This window comes from Flavobacterium procerum, from assembly GCF_042431625.1.
GTDB lineage: Bacteria > Bacteroidota > Bacteroidia > Flavobacteriales > Flavobacteriaceae > Flavobacterium > Flavobacterium procerum.
This window is the reverse complement of record NZ_JBHLYW010000008.1, coordinates 178,878-202,697: the sequence shown is the minus strand read 5'-3', so window position 1 is coordinate 202,697 and position 23,820 is coordinate 178,878. Positions and strand designations below refer to the sequence as shown.

General features: G+C 32.4%; 31 protein-coding genes. 4 read left to right on the top strand and 27 right to left on the bottom strand.

Annotation, left to right across the window (positions count from 1 at the left end):
- Window positions 1-35: 35 nt before the first annotated feature.
- Window positions 36-905 carry a diacylglycerol/lipid kinase family protein gene (locus ACFFLS_RS10170; protein ID WP_379685064.1) on the top strand — a complete coding sequence of 290 codons (870 nt, stop codon included), beginning with the start codon at window positions 36-38 and terminating at the stop codon, window positions 903-905.
- A 16-nt stretch (window positions 906-921) separates the two neighbouring features.
- Here the strand turns inward: ACFFLS_RS10170 and ACFFLS_RS10165 are convergent, their stop codons facing one another.
- Window positions 922-2,067, bottom strand: a complete 1,146-nt coding sequence (locus ACFFLS_RS10165; protein WP_379685066.1) for a peptidogalycan biosysnthesis protein — start codon at window positions 2,065-2,067, stop codon at window positions 922-924.
- A 118-nt stretch (window positions 2,068-2,185) separates the two neighbouring features.
- Window positions 2,186-2,674 carry a DUF1761 domain-containing protein gene (locus tag ACFFLS_RS10160; protein WP_379685068.1) on the bottom strand — a complete coding sequence of 163 codons (489 nt, stop codon included), beginning with the start codon at window positions 2,672-2,674 and terminating at the stop codon, window positions 2,186-2,188.
- A 169-nt stretch (window positions 2,675-2,843) separates the two neighbouring features.
- Here ACFFLS_RS10160 and ACFFLS_RS10155 point away from each other — a divergent pair, with 169 nt between their 5' ends.
- On the top strand, window positions 2,844-3,686 hold the full coding sequence (locus ACFFLS_RS10155) for a leucine-rich repeat domain-containing protein (protein WP_379685070.1): 843 nt from the start codon (window positions 2,844-2,846) through the stop codon (window positions 3,684-3,686).
- Window positions 3,687-3,839: 153 nt separating this feature from the next.
- Window positions 3,840-4,145, top strand: coding sequence for a hypothetical protein (locus ACFFLS_RS10150; protein ID WP_379685071.1), 306 nt, complete (start codon window positions 3,840-3,842; stop codon window positions 4,143-4,145).
- Between the two features lie 54 nt (window positions 4,146-4,199).
- Here ACFFLS_RS10150 and ACFFLS_RS10145 read toward each other — a convergent pair whose 3' ends face one another.
- The 25 genes from ACFFLS_RS10145 to ACFFLS_RS10025 form a co-directional block, all read right to left on the bottom strand.
- On the bottom strand, window positions 4,200-4,511 hold the full coding sequence (locus ACFFLS_RS10145) for a winged helix-turn-helix transcriptional regulator (protein WP_379685073.1): 312 nt from the start codon (window positions 4,509-4,511) through the stop codon (window positions 4,200-4,202).
- A gap of 148 nt (window positions 4,512-4,659) precedes the next feature.
- Window positions 4,660-5,127 carry a phage holin family protein gene (locus tag ACFFLS_RS10140; RefSeq protein ID WP_379685075.1) on the bottom strand — a complete coding sequence of 156 codons (468 nt, stop codon included), beginning with the start codon at window positions 5,125-5,127 and terminating at the stop codon, window positions 4,660-4,662.
- 116 nt (window positions 5,128-5,243) lie between these two features.
- Window positions 5,244-7,421: a fibronectin type III domain-containing protein gene (locus ACFFLS_RS10135; RefSeq protein WP_379685077.1), complete on the bottom strand. Its 2,178-nt coding sequence runs from the start codon at window positions 7,419-7,421 to the stop codon at window positions 5,244-5,246.
- A gap of 39 nt (window positions 7,422-7,460) precedes the next feature.
- Entirely contained in the window at window positions 7,461-8,117 is a 657-nt protein-coding gene (locus ACFFLS_RS10130) for a hypothetical protein (RefSeq protein ID WP_379685079.1), read from the bottom strand.
- A gap of 15 nt (window positions 8,118-8,132) precedes the next feature.
- Window positions 8,133-9,188: a hypothetical protein gene (locus ACFFLS_RS10125; RefSeq protein WP_379685081.1), complete on the bottom strand. Its 1,056-nt coding sequence runs from the start codon at window positions 9,186-9,188 to the stop codon at window positions 8,133-8,135.
- Between the two features lie 137 nt (window positions 9,189-9,325).
- Window positions 9,326-9,628, bottom strand: a complete 303-nt coding sequence (locus tag ACFFLS_RS10120; RefSeq protein ID WP_379685083.1) for a hypothetical protein — start codon at window positions 9,626-9,628, stop codon at window positions 9,326-9,328.
- Entirely contained in the window at window positions 9,615-9,902 is a 288-nt protein-coding gene (locus tag ACFFLS_RS10115) for a hypothetical protein (protein WP_379685085.1), read from the bottom strand. The genes ACFFLS_RS10120 and ACFFLS_RS10115 overlap by 14 nt, the downstream gene beginning before the upstream one ends.
- Window positions 9,903-10,070: 168 nt before the next feature.
- Window positions 10,071-10,403, bottom strand: coding sequence for a hypothetical protein (locus ACFFLS_RS10110; protein ID WP_379685087.1), 333 nt, complete (start codon window positions 10,401-10,403; stop codon window positions 10,071-10,073).
- 3 nt (window positions 10,404-10,406) lie between these two features.
- A complete protein-coding gene (locus ACFFLS_RS10105; RefSeq protein ID WP_379685088.1) occupies window positions 10,407-10,877 on the bottom strand; it encodes a hypothetical protein in 471 nt (156 codons plus the stop codon).
- 4 nt (window positions 10,878-10,881) lie between these two features.
- Window positions 10,882-11,364 (bottom strand): M15 family metallopeptidase, encoded by a 483-nt coding sequence (locus ACFFLS_RS10100; RefSeq protein ID WP_379685090.1) that lies wholly within the window; start codon window positions 11,362-11,364, stop codon window positions 10,882-10,884.
- Window positions 11,365-11,826: 462 nt separating this feature from the next.
- Window positions 11,827-12,345 (bottom strand): hypothetical protein, encoded by a 519-nt coding sequence (locus tag ACFFLS_RS10095; RefSeq protein WP_379689348.1) that lies wholly within the window; start codon window positions 12,343-12,345, stop codon window positions 11,827-11,829.
- A gap of 16 nt (window positions 12,346-12,361) precedes the next feature.
- On the bottom strand, window positions 12,362-12,886 hold the full coding sequence (locus ACFFLS_RS10090) for a hypothetical protein (protein WP_379685094.1): 525 nt from the start codon (window positions 12,884-12,886) through the stop codon (window positions 12,362-12,364).
- Between the two features lie 397 nt (window positions 12,887-13,283).
- Window positions 13,284-14,126 carry a hypothetical protein gene (locus ACFFLS_RS10085; RefSeq protein ID WP_379685096.1) on the bottom strand — a complete coding sequence of 281 codons (843 nt, stop codon included), beginning with the start codon at window positions 14,124-14,126 and terminating at the stop codon, window positions 13,284-13,286.
- Window positions 14,127-14,274: 148 nt separating this feature from the next.
- Complete coding sequence (locus ACFFLS_RS10080) at window positions 14,275-14,622, bottom strand: hypothetical protein (protein WP_379685097.1); 348 nt, start codon at window positions 14,620-14,622, stop codon at window positions 14,275-14,277.
- A 36-nt stretch (window positions 14,623-14,658) separates the two neighbouring features.
- A complete protein-coding gene (locus ACFFLS_RS10075; RefSeq protein ID WP_379685099.1) occupies window positions 14,659-14,970 on the bottom strand; it encodes a hypothetical protein in 312 nt (103 codons plus the stop codon).
- 15 nt (window positions 14,971-14,985) lie between these two features.
- Complete coding sequence (locus ACFFLS_RS10070) at window positions 14,986-15,435, bottom strand: hypothetical protein (protein ID WP_379685102.1); 450 nt, start codon at window positions 15,433-15,435, stop codon at window positions 14,986-14,988.
- A 118-nt stretch (window positions 15,436-15,553) separates the two neighbouring features.
- Window positions 15,554-16,075 carry a hypothetical protein gene (locus ACFFLS_RS10065; RefSeq protein WP_379685103.1) on the bottom strand — a complete coding sequence of 174 codons (522 nt, stop codon included), beginning with the start codon at window positions 16,073-16,075 and terminating at the stop codon, window positions 15,554-15,556.
- Window positions 16,038-16,442, bottom strand: coding sequence for a hypothetical protein (locus tag ACFFLS_RS10060; RefSeq protein WP_379685105.1), 405 nt, complete (start codon window positions 16,440-16,442; stop codon window positions 16,038-16,040). Before ACFFLS_RS10060 ends, ACFFLS_RS10065 begins: the two co-directional genes overlap by 38 nt.
- A 50-nt stretch (window positions 16,443-16,492) precedes the next feature.
- The gene (locus ACFFLS_RS10055; protein ID WP_379685107.1) at window positions 16,493-16,963 is read right to left on the bottom strand and encodes a hypothetical protein; all 471 of its coding nucleotides are present in this window, start codon (window positions 16,961-16,963) and stop codon (window positions 16,493-16,495) included.
- Between the two features lie 10 nt (window positions 16,964-16,973).
- A complete protein-coding gene (locus ACFFLS_RS10050; protein WP_379689346.1) occupies window positions 16,974-19,229 on the bottom strand; it encodes a hypothetical protein in 2,256 nt (751 codons plus the stop codon).
- A 38-nt stretch (window positions 19,230-19,267) separates the two neighbouring features.
- Window positions 19,268-19,612 carry a hypothetical protein gene (locus ACFFLS_RS10045; protein WP_379689343.1) on the bottom strand — a complete coding sequence of 115 codons (345 nt, stop codon included), beginning with the start codon at window positions 19,610-19,612 and terminating at the stop codon, window positions 19,268-19,270.
- Window positions 19,613-19,857: 245 nt separating this feature from the next.
- Window positions 19,858-20,283 (bottom strand): hypothetical protein, encoded by a 426-nt coding sequence (locus tag ACFFLS_RS10040; protein WP_008461938.1) that lies wholly within the window; start codon window positions 20,281-20,283, stop codon window positions 19,858-19,860.
- A gap of 96 nt (window positions 20,284-20,379) precedes the next feature.
- Window positions 20,380-21,561: a DUF2586 domain-containing protein gene (locus tag ACFFLS_RS10035; protein ID WP_379685116.1), complete on the bottom strand. Its 1,182-nt coding sequence runs from the start codon at window positions 21,559-21,561 to the stop codon at window positions 20,380-20,382.
- Between the two features lie 307 nt (window positions 21,562-21,868).
- Entirely contained in the window at window positions 21,869-22,048 is a 180-nt protein-coding gene (locus ACFFLS_RS10030; RefSeq protein ID WP_379685117.1) for a hypothetical protein, read from the bottom strand.
- A gap of 65 nt (window positions 22,049-22,113) precedes the next feature.
- Window positions 22,114-22,689 carry a hypothetical protein gene (locus ACFFLS_RS10025; protein ID WP_379685119.1) on the bottom strand — a complete coding sequence of 192 codons (576 nt, stop codon included), beginning with the start codon at window positions 22,687-22,689 and terminating at the stop codon, window positions 22,114-22,116.
- A gap of 284 nt (window positions 22,690-22,973) precedes the next feature.
- On the opposite strand from ACFFLS_RS10025, the gene ACFFLS_RS10020 reads away from it, so the two are divergent.
- Window positions 22,974-23,774 (top strand): XRE family transcriptional regulator, encoded by an 801-nt coding sequence (locus ACFFLS_RS10020; protein ID WP_379685121.1) that lies wholly within the window; start codon window positions 22,974-22,976, stop codon window positions 23,772-23,774.
- Window positions 23,775-23,820 lie beyond the last annotated feature (46 nt).

Below are 23,820 nucleotides of genomic sequence, written 5' to 3'. Positions count from 1 at the left end.
AATTACTTAATTTAATTGGTTTTAAAAATATAATTTTGAAAAAGAACGCCTTATTTATTGTAAATCCGATTTCTGGGGACCTTGATAAATCTGATTTAGTTGAAGCAGCGCAGGAGTTTGCAGCTGTCCATAATATGAACCTCAACGTTTATGAAACTACTGGAAAAAATGATATAAAAAACATTCAGACACTTTATAACGAATTCCAGCCAGAACGAATTGTCGTTGCTGGCGGCGACGGAACCATAAAAATGACTGCCGAAGCGATGGAAGACCACGATGTAATAATCGGAATCATTCCTGCCGGTTCAGCAAACGGTTTGTCAGTCGATTTGAATCTTCCTGCAACAGTAGAAGAAAATTTGAAAATTGCTTTTCTGCATCATTATATCGAAATGGATATGATTTGTATAAACGGCAAAAAAAGCATTCATTTAAGTGATTTAGGGCTTAATGCCGATTTGGTAAAAAATTACGAACAAAGCGATTTAAGAGGGTTTTGGGGCTATGCAATGCAAGCTTTTACAACATTAAAAGATTCAGGAGAACCTTTTACGGCTTCGATTACAGCCAACAACGAAACGGTAGAACATACTGCGAGGATGATTGTGGTAGCTAATTCTCAGAAATACGGAACAGGTGTGACTATAAATCCCAATGGCGCCATGAACGATGGTAAATTTGAATTAGTAATCCTAAAAAGTCTCGATTTGCTTTTAATCGGAAAAATTATCACCGGAAATATGCCAATTGATTCAGATGACATCGTAATTATTTCAACGGATAAAGCAGATATAAAAACAAATCAGCCAGTGAATTTTCAGATTGATGGAGAATATTGCGGTGCGCAGACGTCTTTAGAAATTCATATTTTGCATAAGCAGCTCAAAATTGCAACTCCGTAGCTCAAAAAATATTTAATTACTTAAACGGATTTCGTTCCTGCCATTCTGTTTTTGGCTCGAGATAATTAAAAAAACGGCCTATGTTGTGGTTGATTAAAGCATTACTGTGGGTGATTAATCCGTACATTTTTATCGGTTTGGCGCCCACAGAACTTTTAATTTCTAGAGCAGTTCTGGCAAAAACAATTTCTTTAAACCCTTTTTTTATAGAATAAGCAATCATGTCGTACAGCATATTAAGATACAGCATTTTTTCGCGTTGTATGCTTTCGTCGTATCCTAAAAAATAAGTATCCATCACATCACCGTTTTTGATTAAGGTATTGAAACCGATAAGCTTTTCATTCAGAAAATAACCATACAATAAAAAGTTTTCCTGCATGATTTCCTTAAAAAAACTGAAATGATTTCGAGCCAGAAAAAAAGTGTTGAAAGGAGCATTTTTGGCCACATGAAAATACAAATCGTAAATAACATCTTCATATTTTCTAATGTCCTCCAATGTCATTTTTTGTTTTAGGATTCCCTCAGATTTTTTACGAGCGCGTTTGTATTGATCTCGATATTTTTTTGAGAGTGCGTCGATATAATCCTGTTCGGTTTTCCAGTTTTCATTAATGGAAAAAATCATATTTGGCTGAGTCGAAAACGTATAATTGTTTTTAAATTCGGCTTGAAGCGGTTTAATTTCCGAAGCTGTAAAATCTTTTATGCTGGTAATGTGTACTTTTTTGCCACTGGCTTTCAGTTCTTTTTTAAGCCGTGTTATGGCTTTATGAAGTGTTTTTATAAATTTTGATTCTTTCACATCTGCGGCAAATGCAAATGCGTTTTGGCCAGTAAGCATATTGTTGCCGACAAATAATACATGTGAAGCAAAATTCTTAAAAGCAAAATTGCGAACAGAAGTTTTAAGGCATTGGTCACGTTCTCCGAATGACTCCAATCTTTCAGCAAATAAAAACTGAGTCAACGCGATTCCGATAAGTTTTTCTTCTTCAAAAAAACCGATAAAATGGCAAATCATATTTACTGGGCAAGAATTTTCGAGTATTTCGAGATATTCTCGTGTCAAAAAAATATTGGAAGCAGCAAGCACATTCCATTCTTGAGGTACTAATGCTGCGCTGTTGTAAATTTTGAAAGAGTAATTTGTATTCAAGAGAGTCGACTAATTTCTTCAAAATTAGCTAATATTTAGAATAACTGACTTTCTTTAAGTTAATATTAAGAAAACCCGTCTGACTTTATATTTCAAACGGGTTTTTGATTTTTTTTATTTATGCAAATTGACAAATAAGACCGCCCATGATAGTTAATGAAACAATCCAATAGCCAGCATGTATCAAAATGTATTTCCAGGATTTTCTTTCGAATAAACCATTGATTCCAATAATTGGCAAAGCAAAAAATAAACCGGAAATAAAACCATGAAGTGCTCCATGTTTAAACGTACGAAAGCGTGTACCGTAATCGGCCATAAAAGCATGAAAAGAAGGTTTAGCAGCAGCAATTTCAGGTGGACCACCAACCATTCCGATGGCACCAGATTGGTGAATTGTAAAGGAAAGCAAAGCCGAAGCAAGCATCACTGAAAAAAGGTACGTAAGTCCGAATATTTTAAGCATATTGCCTTTTCGAAGTTCTTCTTGGGTAAAATTGTTTTCTTTCATCCAGATGGTTCCAAAAACTTTTGGATGGTACCAAACAAATCCGACAAACAAAGTTACAATTGCGGCAATGAAGAAAATAGAATAGTTAATTTCCATATTATGAGGTTTTTAGAATTAGTTAGTCAAATGTAAATAAAAAAAGAAGATGCTCGATTTTTTTTAAATCTTGTTAATTGTTTCTTTATAAATACTTTATAGGAATTTAATAGTTTATAGTGTTGAAAAACGATACTTTTGCCGCCGAATTCTAATTGTAGAAACCATAATGCGAATTTTATCTGCCTTTATCTTAAGTTTTGTTTTTTCTCTAAATGCGTTTGCCGCTACTGTTTCCGTAAAAGAAAAAGAAGCGCTTATAAAACTTTACCACTCCACAAAAGGATCTGCTTGGAATATAAAATGGAATTTATCGCTTTCTGTTTCAGAATGGTACGGAGTTGTGGTAAAAAATGGCAAGGTTGTCGAAATAGATTTGTCGTCTAATAATTTGCAAGGCGAGCTTCCAGAAGCTTTTTTTGATTTGACAAATCTAGAAAAATTAAAACTTCAGAACAATAAAATCAACGGCAAGATTTCGAATTCAATTCAGAATTTTAAAGAACTAGAAATTTTGAATTTTTCAAATAATCAAATTTCGGGTTCTCTTCCGTCAGGAATTGCTGCATTAGAAAAACTCAAAGATCTGGAACTTTATAAAAATAAACTTTCAGGAGAACTGCCTTTAGAAATTGGAAAACTAAGTCAATTACAAATTTTGGCCATTTTTAATAATGAAATTCAAGGAAACCTACCATTGTCATTCTACAAACTTATCAATTTAAGAGTGTTGCTTTTGAACAATAATAAGTTGTCTGGAGATTTGAATAGTGAAATTGCAAATTTTAGTTTTCTTGAAAATTTTAGTTTATTTGATAATAACTTCGAAGGCGTAATTCCGACAGCAATTGAAAAACTGCAAAAGCTTACTGAACTTAATCTGTCTTACAATAAATTTACAGGTACGGCTTCAAAAAATATTGCTTTGCTGGATGCTCTTAATTTGACCATGCGGGACGAAAACGAAAAACTATTTTTACTTGAAATAGCAGATCAGGAGAAACTACAATAGTTATAGCAGCAACCTTTTTTTACAAAATAATCTAAAAGGCAGTAATTAATTGTTGCAGTATTTTTGGATTTACCCAATTTTTTATATTTTTATTTTTAGAAAGAAATAAAGCTGTTTTTTCAGCTGTAATAATAACCTTTAATAATCACGATTATGACTATAAAATATCAAGGACAGCAATACGGAAAATCAACTGTTTTTACGTTAAGAATTATTGGAAATAATTTGTCTAAAAGCAGTTCAAACTATCAAATTGATCTTTTAGTAGGCGATAAACAGCTTCCTATTTTTACTTCAGAAATTCACCAAAGTTTGTCAAACTGCCTGAAAGAGATTTATTTGTTTAGAAAACATAACGGAATTACATTTGAAGCTTCATCAGAAAAAATTGCACCGCTTTTAGTGCCTTACGATTTGGTTTTGTTCAACTACAACAAATATGCTTTGTTTAGAGCTTAATTATTTTTAAAATAAAATATAAAAAAAGATCATTCAGCTGAATGATTTTTTTTGTTAGGATAAGCTCTCCAATTGCTGAAAAACAGGAATAAAAAGTTTTCCTTTTTCGGTAATATAATATTCTATATGAAGCGGTTTTTCTTTGATGACGATTTTTTCTAACAAACCTTCTTCTTCCATTTCGCGCAAAGCAACGGCCAGAGATTGTTTATTTGAACCTGGAATCTGACGCAAAAGGCTGTTAAAGCGAAGTGGAGATTCGACTGCAAGCTTAAAAATTTCGGCTTTCCATTTACCCGATAATAATTTTAAAAGAGCTTGAGCCGGACAAGTTTCTGTTTTCTCCTGTGATTGATTAGCAGCCATAGTTAGACTTAAGTTTAAATTTAATGGAAGATTTTGTCAAATATAGGAATAAAGTAAAAAGCGAATTGTAGAATGGATAGTAAATTTTATAAAAGACAAATAAAAAAGCTTCGGATTTCTCTGAAGCTTAGTTTTTTAGTTTATTTCTCTAAAGGATATTTTTTGGGTCTATCGTAATCAATAATCTTTTGAAAATCAGAATCAGCCGATTTCTGATGGATTTTAGAATTAATGTCATGGCATCGAAATTTTCGACTTCTTTTTTCGTTTTTATAGCGATAATATTGCTGATGATCGAAATGCCATCACTAACAATCAATAAATCCATTACGATAGTTACAAACCATTTAAAGTTGTAATTGAGTCCGATGCTCATGAGTGCGAGAGCTGTCGGAATAAGCAGCACGGCTAATTTGGAAACAAATCCTAATGCCAATTTTTTAAAGCTAAAAGGATTATTTAATACGATGGTTTTGGTAACGCCTAAAAAAGTATCCATAACCATTAGGTAAAACAACACTTTAACAATTCCCGTATCCATTTCTAAATAAATAAAAATCACATACAGCAGTAGTTTTATTTCATTTAAATATTCTGAAATTTTATTCATCATCATTTTTCCTTTTTGTTAATTTTTTATTGTAGATTTTAAGGGCATGGCTTTTAAACCGTTGTGTTTTTTGATTAATCTTTTGGGGCTTTTTGCCCCAAAAGATTAATGAAGAACATAAATTATAGAGGATTTGCTGGTTTACTATTGTGTGCAACAATTCCCGAAATAATATAGTTATCTACATCTTCGACATCTAATAATGCTACTTCAAGAGGTTCTTCTTTAAAGATGATTGATTCGATGGCTTTTGTTTTTCCTGTTTTATCAACCATCAACATGTTTTCCGAAACATTCTTAACACTTGCCCATTTTACATTTTCACCGTCTTCAGTAATTAACAGAGGGTGTTCTGCCGTAACTTTTAGGATACTGTCAGCAGTTCTAATTTCATAATAATTAGGTTGTGTGCTGGTACGTTTAGCGACTACAACAACTTCGACTTTTGAAGCTTCGGCTAATTTTCCTTCCCAAAGCATGTAATCTCCCTCCGATTCATCAATTTCATTTGGGAAACTAAATCCTTGTAGTTTGTCTCCCACTACAATATTCTTCAGTTTCTTAGAATGTCCCGACGCCATTGTTACAGGAGATTCAATGTCAAAGCAAGCATTTCCAAATGGTTCTACTCGTACGGAAACTTCGTCAGTATATGGAGATTCGTTTCCGGCTTCATCAACAACTTTCATTTTGTAGTAATGGGTTGCTGGATAAGAACTTCCTTCGCCATAATCGATAGCTGTGAATGAATCAGGATCTGAAACAGGCCAAGATCCATAATCAACATCATCTATTCTTCTATTTAAAAGAAAAGTGACAGGTCTGTCATTATAGGCTGGAACCCATGTGATGATTATCTTTTCTAAACCTTGCATGTCGCAGCTTATAGATAAAGGTCTTGCAAGTGGAGTAGGTGTAACGGCCGTCTTCACAGATAAAATTGCAGGAGCAGATTCATTTTCAGCTGCATCTTTCGCAATAACAGAAAAAGAATACTCAGTATCGGCAGTTAATCCGGTTACTGGATAAGAAAACGTATTTCTTGATAAAGTAGCAAGTAGCGAACCATTTTGGTAAACAATATAATTAGTAACACCAACATTGTCTGTAGATGTTGTCCAGTTCAAGATTAAACTTTTATTAAAAACATTTGAAGCGGTCAAATTGGAAGGACTTGTTGGTGGTGTTTTATCACTTGGACGTCCTGTATATTCAATAAAATAGACTACTCTGTAAGGATTTAAAAGTGAAAAAGATTGACCGCCTCCTGTACTTCCCGTAGTGGTGTCTTGAAAATATCCAGCGGCTTCGCCACCAGAGCCATCATTGGATCCGCTTTGGATGTATGCTTTAAAACCATGTGTATGTGGCGGAATTTCATTAATTCCTAATATTTTATTTTTATTACCACCGTAATTTAGTAGTGTATTAAATAATACATCATTTGCGTCTAAGCCAATTGGCATTCTTCCCTGTAAAGGTACGTATTCTTCCCAACCCTCTGGAAACGGTTTTGGTTTGCCCCAGATTGCAATCATTCCTATCGGTACAGCTGTTGATTGTTTTCCTTCTAATGTGACAATACGGTCAACTAACGATTGCAGCAAAGTACTGTTTTTAACAACCTGATTTTGATTGTTTATCGCTAATAAATAATCATTTGAAGTTGCTGTATTTAAATTATTTAGAAATAATTGATGGGTACCCAAACTTAAATCTCCCTCCATTGCTTTTGAGCCGTTAAGCGGAAGATAAGTTTGGTTAATTGTATTGATATCGGTTTTGATGGTTGTAATCTGTGAATCTATTGAATCCAGAATTTCTTCAATTGCCTTGATATCTTTTACTTTTGAAAATCCAACATTTTTGGTGTCATAAAAATCATAAACCCTTACTTTTTCATCTTCTTCATCTCCAGGCGTTTTGTTGTTAAAATCTTCTTCACTAATATACGTTGCCTCATAATCCAAATAAGCAGTTTGAGAGGTGCCTGTTCCGTAAATTAAATTGGTTTCGGTTCTGGTTGTTCTTAAAAATTCTGTTACTGGATGATTAGTAATCGGATATAAAATTCCTTGAAGGGTTGTTTCGCCCGTGGCATCTACTTCATATTGATGGATGACTGCCCAGCCCTTTGAATTTTCAGTGGCCGGAGCTATTATGTAATTGGTACCAGGCTCGATACTTAAATGTCTTTTTATGGCTTCATACAACTCAGATCGGTAAGCTGTCTGAAGTCTTTCTAAAGTTTCCTGCTCGAGCGGAAATCCTCCCGCATGCCTAAAATTTACTTGTTTCATTTTGATTAATTTAAATGTCTTTTCGTTTTGTATTTGCTTTTAGTTTTCTACTGTATAGGCATAGCTTTCATAGCTTTTGCCGGCCAATTTGTAGAAATTAAGAAGATTATGATATTCTCTCGTACCAATGTTAATAGCTTCTGAAGGATTGTAATTACCTTCTTTAGATTCTATAAGAAGAGTTCCGTTTGTTATTAAATCTTTAGGTATAAACACCCTGAAATTGGCATAATTTACTTTGGTGTAATCTTTACGATGCGCGAGATAAACAGGTTTTTTGTCCTTGTCTGTATATTCAAAATTTCTAAAAATCTCAAACAACGGAATTCTCAAATCTCCTTGAACTTTATTTCCATTCTCCAAGGTTTTGTCTGGCTCATAATATTCTTTGTGGAGATATAGATATTGTAATGTAGGCTTGACAGATTCATCGATATAAATTAATCTTTCCTGCCTTTTTTGTTCGATACTGAAGTTTGGATTGTAATTTTTGGACACGTTAAAAGCTTCGTTCAATACTTTTTCCAGATAGATTACTTGTCCAGTATGCTGCATCTTGTAAAGTGTCTCTTCGTAAATGGTATGAAGCGGTTTCAGTAGAGCATTGAGCCAGTCATAATGTGTTTTTTTCCTGAGAATAGGAGGGATGAGCCACAACAAGAGCTTTTCCCATTTTAAAATGGTGTATTTATTCATTGTATCTGTATTAGACTATTGTTTATCTCTGTAAAATGTGTACGGAATGTAGTTGACTTCAATATCAAGGGCATCCAAATCAAAATAACCTGCTCTTGGAATAAAATATTCGATGTTGCTTACATCAGTTAATACAGGATCTGCCAGATCATTAGGATTTTTAGCAATTGAGGTTTTTACATTTTTCAAAACTGGAATTTTGATTCCTTCTGCTTTCTGAATGTCATCAACGAGATAGGTTTTTACAAAAGCGCCATTAAACTCAATGTTTTTCAAATGATTTTTTATAGCATCGAGAACGGGAAACGAATTTGCGCTTAGAATTAATGAACCATTCAAAGGATCTGTTTCGTAATCTTTTCCGTAGGATTCCAGTTTGGCGATTTCATCAGCATTTAAGTCTCGACTTAAACTTTTTAATTGGTAATATTCAACGTCCTGCGGGTTGATTTTAATGATTAGCGGATCGATGTAAACGTTTAGTTTCAGTTTCAGAACATCTCCATCATCAGAAGTAATATAAACTTGATTTCCTGCATCTTTAATTTTAGCGATATATTCCTTAAAGGCAAAAAGTTCGTTAGGAACATCAATCCTTGCAATTTTATCGCCTTTTACTGTGGCCACTTTTATAAAAACAACGCCAACTTTGTTGTGGAAAAAATCGGAGAAAACTTCTTCTGGCGCTTTCTTAAAATCAAGAACTGTCGCCAAATCGATTTCACTTACCGCACAATGTTTTATGATTTTATAACTTTCAAGATCATCTCCAAGATCAGTAGTGTCAAATTGGTAGGAACCGTCTTTCCAGATAATGGGAACGCTGTTATTTAAGGATACACCGTATAGAAAATTTAAAGCCTGTTCGCGATACCAATTTAAAGTATGCGGTCTTGAGATTAAGGCGTTTTTTTCGACTATTTTTTCATGGACCCAAATAGCGGTAGCCACGATATTAGTCCATAGCCCCCAAATACTTGTTTTTGAGTCGCTATTTAAGCCTTTGAGGGAATTAAGCTTCCCTTTTTCAGTCAGAATTTCGTTCTGAATTTCAGCAATTGTACGTGCCATATTTTATTTTTTGATATAGTTTAGCCTGTAAGACATGTGTAGTATGCTTATAGTTAATTGTTTATGTTTTTTTTTGTAAATACTACGATGAGGTAGTTTTTTGAAGATTCTGTTGGAATGTAATGCAGATTACATATTTAGTAAATGATGAAATCGTCTTCAATAATCATGTAGTCGATTCCTGAGAAGTTTTCCATTAAAAATTCCTCTTCTTCGCTTAGGGCAGTAGCAGGTTTTAGGTTTCTTGAATTGTAATATTCTACAATATCTTTTTTAAAAGCTTCTCTTCCTGTTTTTAATTCTTTGTATACAGAAAGATCTTCTGTAAGGTCAAATTTGTCATTGTCTTCTAAAATGTCGAATACTTTTTCTATGCTTCCGTATTCCTGCAGAGACATATCAAAAATGTTTTGATTTTCTTGTGGTTTAATAGTTTCCATCGATTTTAATGTTTTGTAAATCGTTGACATCTAATGTTTTTACATGAAAGTTGTCATACGCTAATTGTTTGTCTATTTCGTTTTCTAGTTGCAACCTCGAAGTCGCATCGGGGCTGTTGATGTATTTTTTGATTCCTACACCCAGAATTGGGAATTCTTTATAACTTCCCTTTTGGCTTAGCAGTAAATGTTCTATGTTTTGCTGATCGGAGTCTTTAATGGCTAAATCGCCATTTTCTATTAATAGATCTTCGTCTATGATAAAATCTTTCATATATCGTTACTGTTTACTTAAAATTATTTGTGATTTTCCTTTGAATTTGCGCGCTCTATTCATCGGATTTTGATACTGTAAAAATACGCTCTGTTTTTGCCTTAACCAAGATTTTTAGGCTTGTGAATCTGTAGTTTCAGTAAGTAGTTTTGCTTGATTATTAAGTGCTTAAGATTGAGATTTGATTAACCCAATAATGAAGTTGAAAATCAATTTTATGATATTGTTTTTGAGTGTATTCAGTTTGATTTTTGATATTCCCGCTGTTTGCAATGCCTGAAGCGAAACCAAATCCAGCTGACTTTTTAAGAGCCATTCCAGTTCTTCTTCATTTATAGATTCGGTAGTGTAAAGCGTGGCCCAGCGTTCTAGTTTTTCGGCAGATGCCTGCAAAAATGCTTTTACATCTTTTTCCAGTTCAGGTTTTAGATTTTTGTAGCTTTTCGAAATAAGTTCTTTGAGCTTGTTTTCCAATTCTTTTGTCAAATTATTGTTTTCCATATTTTAGCTATTTAGGTTTAGTAATTCTAAAAGTTGTTCTTTTGATTCCTTATCTTTTTTTATTTCATATTGAATCAGTAAATCCAACGCACTTAAAATCTGTTTTTTAGATTCGTCAATAAAATAAGGAGATAAAATTCCTTTGGTTTGCCAGCGTTTAAAGAATCCTGCCAAAAGGTTTTTTTCTTTATCATTAAGAACCTGCCACATAGCAAAAGTGATTTGATTGTTGGGTTTGTTCTTTTCGTATTCTGCTAATTTTTCAATTTCGAAAAGTAGCTCTTCCACTTCCAGTTTGTGGTCTTGATAAGGCGTAACGGCTTTATCCATAATTTTAGCCGTTTGCACTTTTATTTCTGTTGTTTTTTGATACGAATATTGATCGAATAAAGCTGTTTTGGTTGATTCACAAGAAGTTATTAAAAAAGAAACAGCAATTAAGAATAGCGATAGTTTGAGTTTTGAATATTTCATCTGATTATTTGTATAAGATTACATAGTTTTTTCGGTCTCGTTTTAGCTTGCTGAGCACCTTCCAATCGGCATATCCTTTTTTGTCAAAATGAGGAAGGTCTTTAAAGGTTTTCCAATCTCCGCCCCAGTTCCATCCATGTTTTTTGAAGATGTCGACACATTCCTGCCAATCCGAAATCTGGTCGTTGTCCCAATCTTTTGCAGTATCCCAAGAAGCCGTTTTTCCGTCAATGATTAAGCAAATGTCTACTGCAAAACCATAATTGTGAATAGATTGTCCGCCTTTGGCATTGGTGACTTTTTTTCCTGGTTTGGTTCTTCCAAAAGCGTAAAGATCTTCCTGTTCCTGAAATGTCCTGAGCCCTTGAGTAATGCGTACTTTTGCTCTTCCCGTAAGCGCCAAATCGCATTCTTCGATGATTTTGGTGACTTCTTCCCGAACTGAAGGATGAAGCAAATCAATGTGTTTTTTTGTTGTTTGATCCATATTGTGTGTATTAATGATTTAAGAATAGAAAGCCTTTCGCAATTGTTTTAAAAACAATCAGAGTACTAGTGGAACAATAAAATTATTTGTGTGTTTTGGAGTTTTTTGCAATTAAAAACTCTTTAATATAATCTCAATTTGAGACTAAAATTACGGGTTCAATCAGACTGTAAAAATACGGCGAAATGACTGGTTTGGGAAATATTACAGCTTTGTAAGTCAGTAGTTTCAATAAATAATGGATTCTTTTTTGGAAGATTGTTTTGCAGTTTGATATGGACGAAAATGCAAAAAAAAGACCCGTTTTTCTAGTTTGAAAAACGGGTTTCTTATTCTAGGAATTTATCAAAATATAAAAACATTTTTCAAAGAAAAACTAGATTTATGAAGAGAAGAATTCAAAGAAAAAATCAGATAAATTTCTTTAAAAATGAGATCGATATTGTGTTGTAATTTTCATTTTTAATCTAAAAAGACTTCTTTTCTCAAATAATCTGGCGTCTGAATTAAAATTTCATTTAAGCTTTGTGTAGAAATTTCAAAATGTAATATCTCTTCCGGATTTATTGTTTTCCAAACTTTCCATTGCCATTTGTCTTCTTTTACATATCCGATGAAAGTCCACAAATTAAAAAATCTGTTCGTAAATGGAATCTTGGCAGTATTGAATTTTTCGTCAAATAATTCAATTTCCGGATGTTCCAGCTCCTCAATTGTTTTACTGTTAAAGTAATTGTTCCATTTGTTAATCAGTTCATCATCAGTAAAAGACCAGAAGTAATCATCTTTATACATTTGGATTTCATTGTCAATCGCTATTTTAAAAACTTCAAAATCAACACATAAAAAACTAAGATTTTCCTGCTCTTCATATCCAAAATTATGTTCATTTATAACAAATGAAATTTTTGAAAACCATTTGCCGGAGATTTCTTTGTCTATTGCTATAAAAATTTCTTTTTTAGTTCCTATTTCTTTCATCAATTGCTGATCGAGTTTATAGTGTTGATAAAAGTTTTGCTGTTTTTATTGGTGACTTTGATTCTAAAGTTTTCTGTTTTATAATCTCTCCTTTAGTGTCGATTTTAAAACAAAGGTATATATAACCACTTCCTACAGTTGTGTATGAAAAATTATAAAGTTCAATTGCTAACACTGTGTATGTTGCTTTTTTTGTAGAAGCTATTTTGTTTGGAATTAGACTAGGAAAATCTTTTAGATCAATGCCACCAATAGGATGTTTATTTATATCTATTAATGGATTTTGAGCAGTCTTTACTTTCGCCAACAGGTTTTTACTGATTGTTGTATTGCTGCATTCATTCGTAGTTGTATTTTCAGTTTTTATAATAATAGCAATATCATTTCCATGCAAATTCTCATGAATTTTAAATAGGCTTACAGAATCATCTATCGGTATGCGACATGATTGTATTTCTTTTTCAACAAATTGAGATTTTTGATTTTTGTTTTGAGCGTTTGCGATGCTGCATATGCAGAAAAAAAGAACTAATATTTTCATAGCTTGTCTGTTGAACTATTTTTTAAACTTTTTTGTGATTGATATAGCTGAGATACTTTTATTTGATTTTTATCCATATAAATATTGCGAATAAATACATTATTGGAATACAAGCTATTATGATTTTTGCATAAAATATTTCTCTTTTCATGAGCATGTAAATTATTGCAATTGCAGAAAATATTAGACTAAAAGAAAATGAAGAAAATACTAATAAATGTTTTAAATGTCGTCCTAGGGCATATTCTGGAATAGAGCTTATTATAAAATAAATTACAAAAAAAGCTATTTCGAAAAAAACTAATCGATTCACTCTTGATTCCATTTTATCAGTTTTTGATTGTAATATTGATAATTGTATCTGCATGATTTGCTACCAGACGAGCCCTTATAGTTGTCAAAATTTAAAAAACCAGTTTGATTTACTTTTATCAACTATGTAATACCAATCGTTACTTTCATGGTAAGTCTCTTCAAATTTAATAAACTCTTTGCTTGGTACAACAAATATAAATTTCTCTTTATTCTTTATTAATGAATCTTTTTTTAGGCTATAGAGACTTATTTCGTTTTTTCTGGTACCCCAATCCAAATAATCTAATTCTCCATCATTGTCAAAATCTGCAAAAACTTTTTCGTCTTGATAACCATTATAAAAAAGCCAAGTACTTATTAGTTGACTTTTATGCATTTTGATTAGAAGATAGCTAAAGATATCTCCATTCATATTAAAATTTCTATTTCCTAATTCTATCAAAACATAATCATTTTTACCAAAGTGCAAATAACTTACGGTATGAAAATAAAAATAAGGATTCTTCTCAATAACGTCATTATGCCCTTTTCTCAATAACGAGTCTATACTAATTTTCAAGTTATTAATTTCTAAATATTCTGTGTGAAAAGCAGCATATTCGGGAGGAGTGTATTGGTATGTATATAAATAAATATTATATTTTGTACCAATTCTTTTTTTTATTAATTGAACAGAGTCTGTGTATGATGATGTCCATCCTTTATAATTAACCCCAATATCCCTCTCTTTACTAAATAAGTTTTTTGATTTATTTATCTTCTTTAATAACTCTTCCGAAGATTCGAAATTGATATAATTTTTTTGTGATGCGATAGTATCTTCTGAAGGTGCAATATTTTTTTTCGCAGATGCAACATTTTTTTTGGGAGATTCCCCACAGCAAACACACAGGCATACAAGGCTTATTAAAAACATTTTCTTCATATAATTTCTCTATTTTTTTATCTCTTTGGCTAAATATTCATCATAGGTTAAGTCGGTCTTTTTGCATAGATTAAAAAAAGTGTTTGCTTAATCTTGCTAGCAGACAAATCCTTTCTTGAGGTTTTAGGGAGACAAGATTTTAATTGTTTTATTCCTGATTTTTAGAAATAAAATCTTTGAATCTTTCCATAAAATCAATAAATTCGTCAAAAGTCCAGCTGAAGTCCTCTTCTTCCTGTGGAGTTCTCCAATCAAAAAAATACACGTAATCTTTGTCAACTGAAATTGTTAATTCTGTACCTGGAACGACATAATCATAGATTTCTTTATCCTTTAATTTTTTGGACTCATTAATTATCATTTGAGCTTCTTCGACTGTCCAATGCCTACTACAGATTTGTGCTAACGCAATTATATTATTGTCTAATGATTCAGGTTTAACACCAATCATTTTTTCAATATCGAATGCTGTATTAGTAAACTCAATTTTCTTCATGAGAGAAACAATATTTATTCAAATACGATAAGTAATTTAATAAGAACCATCCACTTCTATGTATCCTGCTTTTTTGTGTATGTAAAGCAATTCTAAAGTATCGGCATCAAAATAGGCAAAACAATACATTCCTTCGAAAAAAGAAATAACCTCGCCTTTTTCATTATATTCTATATTTGTGCTTTTAGTTTTGAAAGAAACTACATAAACTTCTTTTTCGGATCCATCTCTTAATTCTTTTAACTCTTTATTCCAGCAATTTAAAGGAATGCCTTCCTCATATGATATGACTTTTTTTGTTGTCAACCATGTTTTTAGCTTTTCTATTATTTGTTCTTTTGTGGTCATAATGATTTACAGTATTTAATCAATACTCAAATACATTGGTTTGTTTTCATCGAGACATTCTTTTGCGATTAAATAAATATCATTGAAAGTGCTTAAATTCATGTCATGAATTTCATTTCGGGTATCTATTAGAATTTCTTTGCCAAAAACTTTTATATTATATCCTGTTTTAGCTGTTTTTCTAATACTTAATAAATGATTTATCTCACGTTCAAAAATGTTTTTTATTCCTAAAGTTTCTTCAGTTGATAATTCTATATCCATTATCGCTCTCTTACTCGCTTTCTCTAGAATAACTTCTTTTAACAAATTTAAAACAATAGGATATTTTAAGTCTGCGTCTTCATTAATTACTAAAGCTTTATATTCAGCATTTGAACCAAAGAAATTATGAAAAGTTTTATCTTTTATATTTGAATTGCTAATTGTTAACCAGGAACCATTTTCAAAAAAGTGATTTTTCATATATTTTATTCTTAAAAAAAATTAACAATAACTTCATTTTTTTCAAGAGTTTGAATATCTACCGAATGACATCCATTTTCTTTAGCCCCATTGCGAAGATAAATCTGTGCAATCGGGCTTATATAACACCCAATTCCATTTCTCCAATTGAACTATGCCAGAAATTGGTATTAATATCGTCTTTATCTATTAGCATTAATCTATTTTTTAGCTCCTTCGCATATTTTTCAGTATTTTGATAATACTGTCCTAATATTTGAGGGAGTATCACTTCATCTCTAAAACGTATGTCTGTGTAAATATACTCGAGATAAGTTTTTAGATTTTTGTTTATAGTATAGGTTCTTATTCCTTCAGTACGATAATTGGTTCTCCCTATTATTGCCTGAGTTTCAATATCAATGCATAATCCAAATGGTTCATTTATAAAAGTATTTTTAGTTCCTAGTTTTAAATATTTCCCATCCAATAGTTCTACATTTCCAAAAAATTCGTAATCTCCACCAAAAGTATGATGATTAGGTAGTCCAATTTGGTATAAAATATCTGTCGTTTCTTTTGATAGGTTATTGATTAAAACGTTATCTTCAAATTTTACCAAATTATTTGAAAAATATTCTTGTATTTCTAATAGGTTCATTGTTTGTTGAGTTATTTTGAGAAATAAAATCTTTGAATTTTTCCATAAAATCAATAAATTCGTCAAAAGTCCAGCTGAAGTTCTCTTCTTCCTGTGGCGTTCTCCAGTCAAAAAAATAGACATAATCTTTGTCAACTGAAATTGTTAATTCGGTCCCTGGAACCACATAATCATATATCTCCTTATCTATTAGCTTTAGTGACTCATCAATTATCATTTGAGCTTCTTCGACTGTCCATCCATGCCAATTTATATAAGAAAGAGAGAAAATATCTTTATCTAGTGATTCTCTGTCAACTCCAATTTCATAAAATACTTCTCCATTTTCTAAATGATACTCAGTTTTTTTAAATTCAATTTGTTTCATACACAAATTAATATTAATCTTTCTATGCTTTTAATAACTAAGTGAAAAAATCAGTATTTAAATTCTACTTTATAATCTCCATCATTCCACTCTCTTTTTAGCATTTTAATCATGATATCAACAACATGAATCATATCATCTGTATACAAAGGACCTGTCCATTCTACTATTGTATGTGGTCGGTCTTTTAATTTCTGCATTTTATTGAGTTTTTCAGGAGATAATTTTTCTCCTTCTTCATGAATTAACTTTTTTGTTAATTCAAAAACTTCAATAATTTTAGATTCTCTTTCTGGAATAAAATCTAGCGAATCTGCAAATAGAATATGCATAACTCTTTGTTGATGGCCTTTCATTACTTCGTCAAAATCTTCAAAAATCTCTAAATACCATTCTGGTTTATTTTTTAATCCAATTTTTTCAAATGCATTTACTACAAATGCACTAATGATTTCAAAATCGCCTTCTGTAATCCAAAAACCTTTGTTTTTTTCGTATCTAATATATGTTGTGCTTGGCATAATTTTATATTTAAAAAATAATTTCAAATTTATCTTTATTATTCATATACAAACTATAATTGTCCTCTAAATAATCTAGTATTTCTTTTTTTGTTTGAGATGGATATTTATCAATATATCGTAAATCTAATACAAATTTATCTAAAGGAGGACTTTTCGTCAATTTGCCAAAATGCTCATCAATAGATTCTTTGAATCTTTTTAAATTTCTAATAAATTTGTACTCCCAGCCTTTAATAGCTCCCAAATCATTTGGTAATCCCGCAGCGTCAAAAGTTTTCCCTGCCCATCTTCCTGTTAATCCTACTACATCGCCTGCTTCTCCAGCTTCTGATGGTCTAACTTTTGTATCATGAATTAATTCGATTTCAATGAAAGTTTCTAATTGATCATTTGAAAATATTTTCTTTTTGTTATGATCTTTATCTCTCCAATTCCCTTTTTCAGTCTCTTTAGAAATTTCCTTTTTTCTAGATTCTCTTTTTGCATTAATATTCTCTTTTGGAGCTTTTTTTCCAGGAAGATTTTCAGGGGTATCTATAAATTCTCCATATTGCTCTGGATTGTTTTCTTCTTTTTTCTTTGTTTTTCTTATAAATTTTTCGAACTCCTTCTCAGTCATCTTAGAAACATCTTTCCCTGTTTCTGCTTTTACAATTTTATTTGCTTCATCGGCAACTCTTTTTATTTCTTTCGCCTCTTCTGCAGTTTCTGCAAGCTCAGCAGCGGCATTTCCTTCTTTGGCAATTTTAGATAAATTAGGTAATCCAAAAGATGCTAGATCAACCGTTACACTAAAAGCAATCCAAAGATTGGCCAGCCAACCATAACCGTTTTCATGCCATTTTTCTAAAGTTTTGTTGCTTAACAGGGTATAATGAGTGGCATCTTTGGCTAAAACAAGACCTGCAAGAGCTCTAGCGGCTGCTGGTGCTGTCTCTGCTATTACAATACGCAATGCACCATAAGAAGATAATAAACTTAAAAAATCGGTAACAACATTAAACAAGTCCCAATTATATTGTTTAGTGGCCATATTATGGAGTTTCAATGCAATAACAAAAGTGTTTTCATCTCCTTTTTGTTCTCCTAATTCTCCTAGTTTTGTTCCAAAATTTAGTTTTGCTAATGGGTTAAATGATTTATTTTTGATAAAATATTCCTGAGTAGTATATACTTTCTCAACTCCTGGCGGGTACATTTTGTCGAGTTCCTTGGGGTTTACCGCCATTCTTGGTCTTCCAATTACTATGGTTTTATCGATATAGTTGTCTATTGAAATATCTCTTCCAAGCCATTCCGTTTTCAGATGAGTGTCCCGAAACAAATAATAACTATTGTCAAAATATACTGTATCTGTAGGTGTTGTGTCGTCAAATTCGGCAACTAATCGAGTTAAAAAGCGCAGTAAATCTTGTATTTCTTCACCATGAAGTTTAGAATATATTTTATACAGTAAATTAGTGTCTCGAAGCATTGTATATAAGCCTCGTCTGTTTCTTATTGCATACAGAATTTGTAGAACAGCTTTGTCCTCATTTGTATCAAAATTCGTTGGTGTGGCTTTTTCATAAGGAAAAATGCTATGTAAAATAATATTAAGATGCTCATACAGTTCGACATCATCCATCTTTCCAAAAAGAGTCTTTGGCAAAGATTCATAAATTACATCTAATTTGTATGGGTAATTATTAGCTTCTTTTATCTTTTTACGATAAAAATCCATGATTTTTTCTTGGCTAATTACAATTCCTAATGAATTGATTAAGGCAAGAAAGTGGTCAAAATCGTAAACGGTAAATTTGAAGGCAATTTCTTCGAGATTATGGTCAAAAATCTTTAAAGTAAATTCAGTATGAAAGGTGCCAATTTCAATATTTGCTTTGAAGGTTTTTGGAATTAGGTTCAGTCCTGTAAAGTGATTGTATTCTAAATCTATGGCACCTGTTTTCTGTGTTCCTTGACTATCATTGTAGAACATGATTCCAGTTTTTTCTGGGCTACTATTTGGAAGGCCTATCAAATCAATAAAAAGCATTTTTGGGTGAACCTGTCCAATGTATCTTTTGATACAATCTATAACTTCTGTTATAAAAACTGAATAATGGTTGGTGCTAATTCTTGAATTCTTAAAAGCATTAACCATTTTCCCAGCATTCTTATCATCCTCAATCTGTTGTCGCCAAATGTTGAGCATAATTTGTCTAAACCGGGCCATTTCAGAAGCGCTGGTGTCTTTAAGTACGATGTTGTGGTTTTTAATCATGATTTTGGTTTTTACAGAAGAGGGTAAAAAAGATGCTTTTAAAGAATTTCTACTTTTACCGGTTTAGGCTGAATATGGTCTGAGAATGCGGTTGTAATGTTAAGGCGTAAATCATCTTCTTGTTCGATTTTACCGTCGCCACCGAGATAACAGTTTTTAAATAATACTTCTAAAGCTTTGAACTCGTCCATTTTAGAAGCTTGCAGAACAGCAGCACGAATACTCATATCTGGTTTTTTGAAATAGGCAAAAAGGGTAGTGTCGTCATCGTCTTTAATGGTAAGTTTGACCACTTTTTTATGTTTGTGCTTCCATTGGTTTAGTTGTGCTTGCGTAATATTTCCGTCAAGAACTTCGGCGTTTTCCGGTGTTTTTGTTTTCATGTGAAGATTGTTTTATTGTGAAAAAAGAGGCTGTCTGAGCGTTATTTCAGGACGAAAATGCTCAGAACAGCCTTCTGAAGTAAGTAAAATGTTTAAAACGGAATCCTAAAGAGCAGATAAAATGGTTTGCTTGCAAAAATCATGTTGCTCAGAACTTCTTTCTTGCGTAACGCAGGATCAATTGGTTTTCTCTTTTGAGTCGGTTTTTTAAACAGTTTTATGGTTGGGAGAGATTTTTTTATGGATTAGTTCCACTCAATGTGAGAGCAGATCAAGTCGAAAGAAACAGCAATTTTAGTGTCTCCTTGGCTGATTCCTCTACTGTTTGAATTGAATTCGCAGTTTCTTACCGTGTGTGTAATAACTTCATTGCTGTCATCCAAATAACTTACGATGATGCTGAAAGGGTTGATGTCCTGTAATCTTTGGCCTTTTGGCAAAGCAGCTAAAATGGCTTCAACTTCATAATTGTATAAAGTGATTGATGCTTTTGCTTCGTATTTGCCTCTTCCTCTATGAACAGGCATGTCTCCGGCTCCGTAATGGTTTTCTTTAGAAACTGAGTCGCTGTAGTTTACGGCAGTAATTCCGGTAACGATATTACCCGCAATGCTAACTTCGATTGATGACCAGCTGTGTTGTTGTCCGTTAATTAATGGCAATTTATTCATATTTGTTTGTTTAAATGTTTTTGATGACGTTTCGTGACTATCACATCACGATGCTGTCTAATGTTTTAAAAGTTTAGAAATTGAAATTTGTAAAGATTACGCTTGATCGATTCCAAATGGATTTTTAAATCCTAAATCGACTTTAATCTTACGGGCAGTTCCAACTGGAGTGATTTCTGCTTTTACTTTTAATTCAGAAGTTGCCAAAATGTTTTGTTTAGGATCTACATAAACATCAAAAGCAGATACTTCCTGGTTTGCAACCATTCCTTCAAGGGCATTTCTGCATAAACCTTCGAAGCTTTTTGAAACAGATTGTGGCAATTTACCATCAATGTCTACCAAAACCGGAGAAGCCAATTTTGGAAGCAAAGCAGTACGAAGCAAACGTGTAGCTTTGTTGATTGTACGGTTGTTCTCGATATAAGCAAAATCTTCTGTACCCGCTGTACAAGTGTGGCTATCGTTAAAATAAACACCTGCTAGCCCTGTGTGAGTCTGTGTAAAAATGTATCTTTTATCGTTTAAGGTTCTTAAATCACCAAGCGATTTGATTTCTTTTCCGCCCACAAAACCAGGTTTAGAAAAACCATCACCAGTAAGATTGAATTTTTCAATCCATGCGATGTTTTCAGAGACTTTTGCTTTAGACAAAGTTCCCAATGCTAATCCTACAGCAGCAGAGTTTGTGTAGTTGAAGTTTTTTTCTTTTAATTTATCGAGATCCATAGCTATTACCACAGAAACGTTTTCTGAGTTAAGATCAGCTAAAGAAGATGAGTCGGCTTCTGACTCGAAATCAAAACCTTTTCCTTCCAAGATAATTTCAAACGGCATATAGTCTGCGTAAGCAAGATCAGCTTGAACCTGAGCTTTTGCAATAGCGGCTAGTGTCTGGCTAAATGGCGTTGAAGCGGAATAAATAATGGCCATTTGACGGATGTTTCCGTTTGCTTTTTCTTGCATTTCCATTGCTTTTTCTACAACTTCGGAATACGATTCTGCAGCTACAGCCATAATGTATAAATCTCCGGAAGGATTCATTCTAAAAAACTGCTGAATTTGATAGTAAGCAGACTGTCCTTTAAAATCGTAATCTTCTGTAATGCCAAGTGCAATAGCATCTTCCAATGATGCAATACGCTCTAATTTGTCTAACGCAAGTTTACTCGTGGCAATTCCCTCAAAAAGCAATCCTGAAACCATGTCTTGTTCCGGGTTTCTTCTTCCTAATCCGCCTGATAGTTTGGTGATTACTACATCGTTTAATGTACTCATAATATAAATTGTTTTAAATGTTTAAAATTTGATTTTGGATTTTTGCTCAAAAAAGGGCAAAAGTATGGCTGTGACAAACGGTTAAATTTATCAGGATCAATAGTTTGATTTCGAAATCCTCCTTGTAGTTCTTAGTACAAAATGCAGGTTTTTATGTTTTTTTTTGAAATTCTTTTGCTGGCGATTTCCAGCGTAATTTTACCGCAGGCCTTATGGTAAAATTTTATTTTTTTTACAAGAACAAAGTTAGTTCTCAAAGCTGTTTTTTCCAATTTTTTAGATTGTCAAAAGCTGTTATTTCAGTGTTTTAAGCTTTGGCTTCCAAAGAAAGACCTTCGCTGATAATCGTGTAAATAGTGCGTTCTGTAAGGAACAAACTGTCTGAAAGTTCGGCAACTACGACTTTCATTTGTTTGGCTTGATTTGTATTAATGTAATTTAAAACATAATCTCTCCTTTTGTCTAATAATGTTCTGCTTCTTTTCATAATTTGAGGTTTGTATGAGATGGTAAATTTTTGTTTAGGTTTTGTTTTTGGCTGTTTGGTTTAGATTAAGGAGCGGTATTTAGATCTACATTTCCTTCAACTTGATTTGGGTTTATGCCGATTATTCCAGAAGTTAGGTTATATCCAAGATTTTCTAATTCTTCATTGCTTAAACCATTATTGAAAAGAATGTATTTCTTTTTTAAAGCGTTTTCGATTAAGGTCGTTTTATAGTTGATTTCCCAAATGAAATAATCGTTTTTTGCCCAATACACTTCTTGGTTACAATATTGTTTTTCTTTTACTTTGAAAGTCGAATTGGTGTCTATAAAAGCATTGCTGTTATCTCCAGACAAAACGGCTTTGTCTATGCGAGAAGCAATGTCGAATGCTTCTTCGTAGTTCGGTGTCGAAACATTTCCCACAGGAAGTACAATAGAAAGCGAGAACGATACATCTGCCTTATAATTTTTTTCTGAGGATGTTTCCCAGTTTACAGCATCGTATTTAAACATTACTATAGGAGTTTCTACAGCAGTTTTAAAAACGGAATCACTGTAAAGCTGCACAGTTGGAGCAATAGAAACAAGCTCAGTTTCTATTGCATTTTTTTTCTGGTTATAAAATTCTTTTAAAATCATATGTTGGATTATTTTTAAGCAAATATAAAACATATGTTTGATTATTGCAAACATATTACGTATAAAAACGCAGTGATTTCAGTAATATGATTTAACTGTCTGAACGTGAATCTGTATGATATTTCATAGAAAACAATTTATTTAAGTACTGATAATCAGGTGTTTTTTAAATAAATTTAAATCAGTTATTGTTATTTCCCATATATTACGTAGCTTTGCAACATATACTTGAAGTTTTGCTTTAAGTAAACATATTACATAAAAAAACCAAACCGAGTTGCAACATGGAAATACACGATAAAATAAAACGTATTATAGACGAAATGAAGTTAAACAATAACTCATTCGCTAAATTAATAGGAGTTACCAGCACTACGATAGATAGTATCACTAGCGGAAGATTACAATCTGATGGAGAACGAAAAAGGACCAAACCAGGTTTTGATCTGCTGCAGAGTATCATTACACATTGTAATGTTAATCCGGAATATTTTTTTGGAGATAGTGCAGATGTTTTTACCAATAAGACCAATAATGCTGTTAATCTGAATGTGCCAAAAATTATAACGGTAAATGAAGAAGGAGATGAAAACATCAATTTCGTAGGAGTAAAAGCTCGTGCGGGTTACTTAGACGGTTATGCAGATCCTGAATATATGGAAAGCCTCCCGTCTTTTAGTATGCCGATGCTGAAAAACGGCACTTACAGATGTTTTGAGATCAAAGGAAATTCGATGTCCACAACAATTCACGACGGAGATTATCTTTTCGGAAAATATGTCGATAATTTTGATGACATTCTCGATGGAAGAATTTATGTCATTGTCAGCAAAAATGATGGTGTAGTAGTAAAAAGGGTTTTAAACAGGATTAGGGAAAGCGGAAAGTTAATTCTAAAGTCCGATAACCGCGACGGAAATTACCCGATGTATTCTATTTATGCCGAAGATATTCTAGAGGTTTGGTACGCGAGCATGTACGCCTCCAGACAAATGCCCGATCCGGTTAATATTTACGAAAAGCTCCACGCTTTAGAAAGTAAGTATTATGAATTGGAGGAATCGTTGAAAAAGAAATTGTATTAATTACGGTCTATATAAAAAAAAAGAGAAAGTCTAACCGAAGACTTTC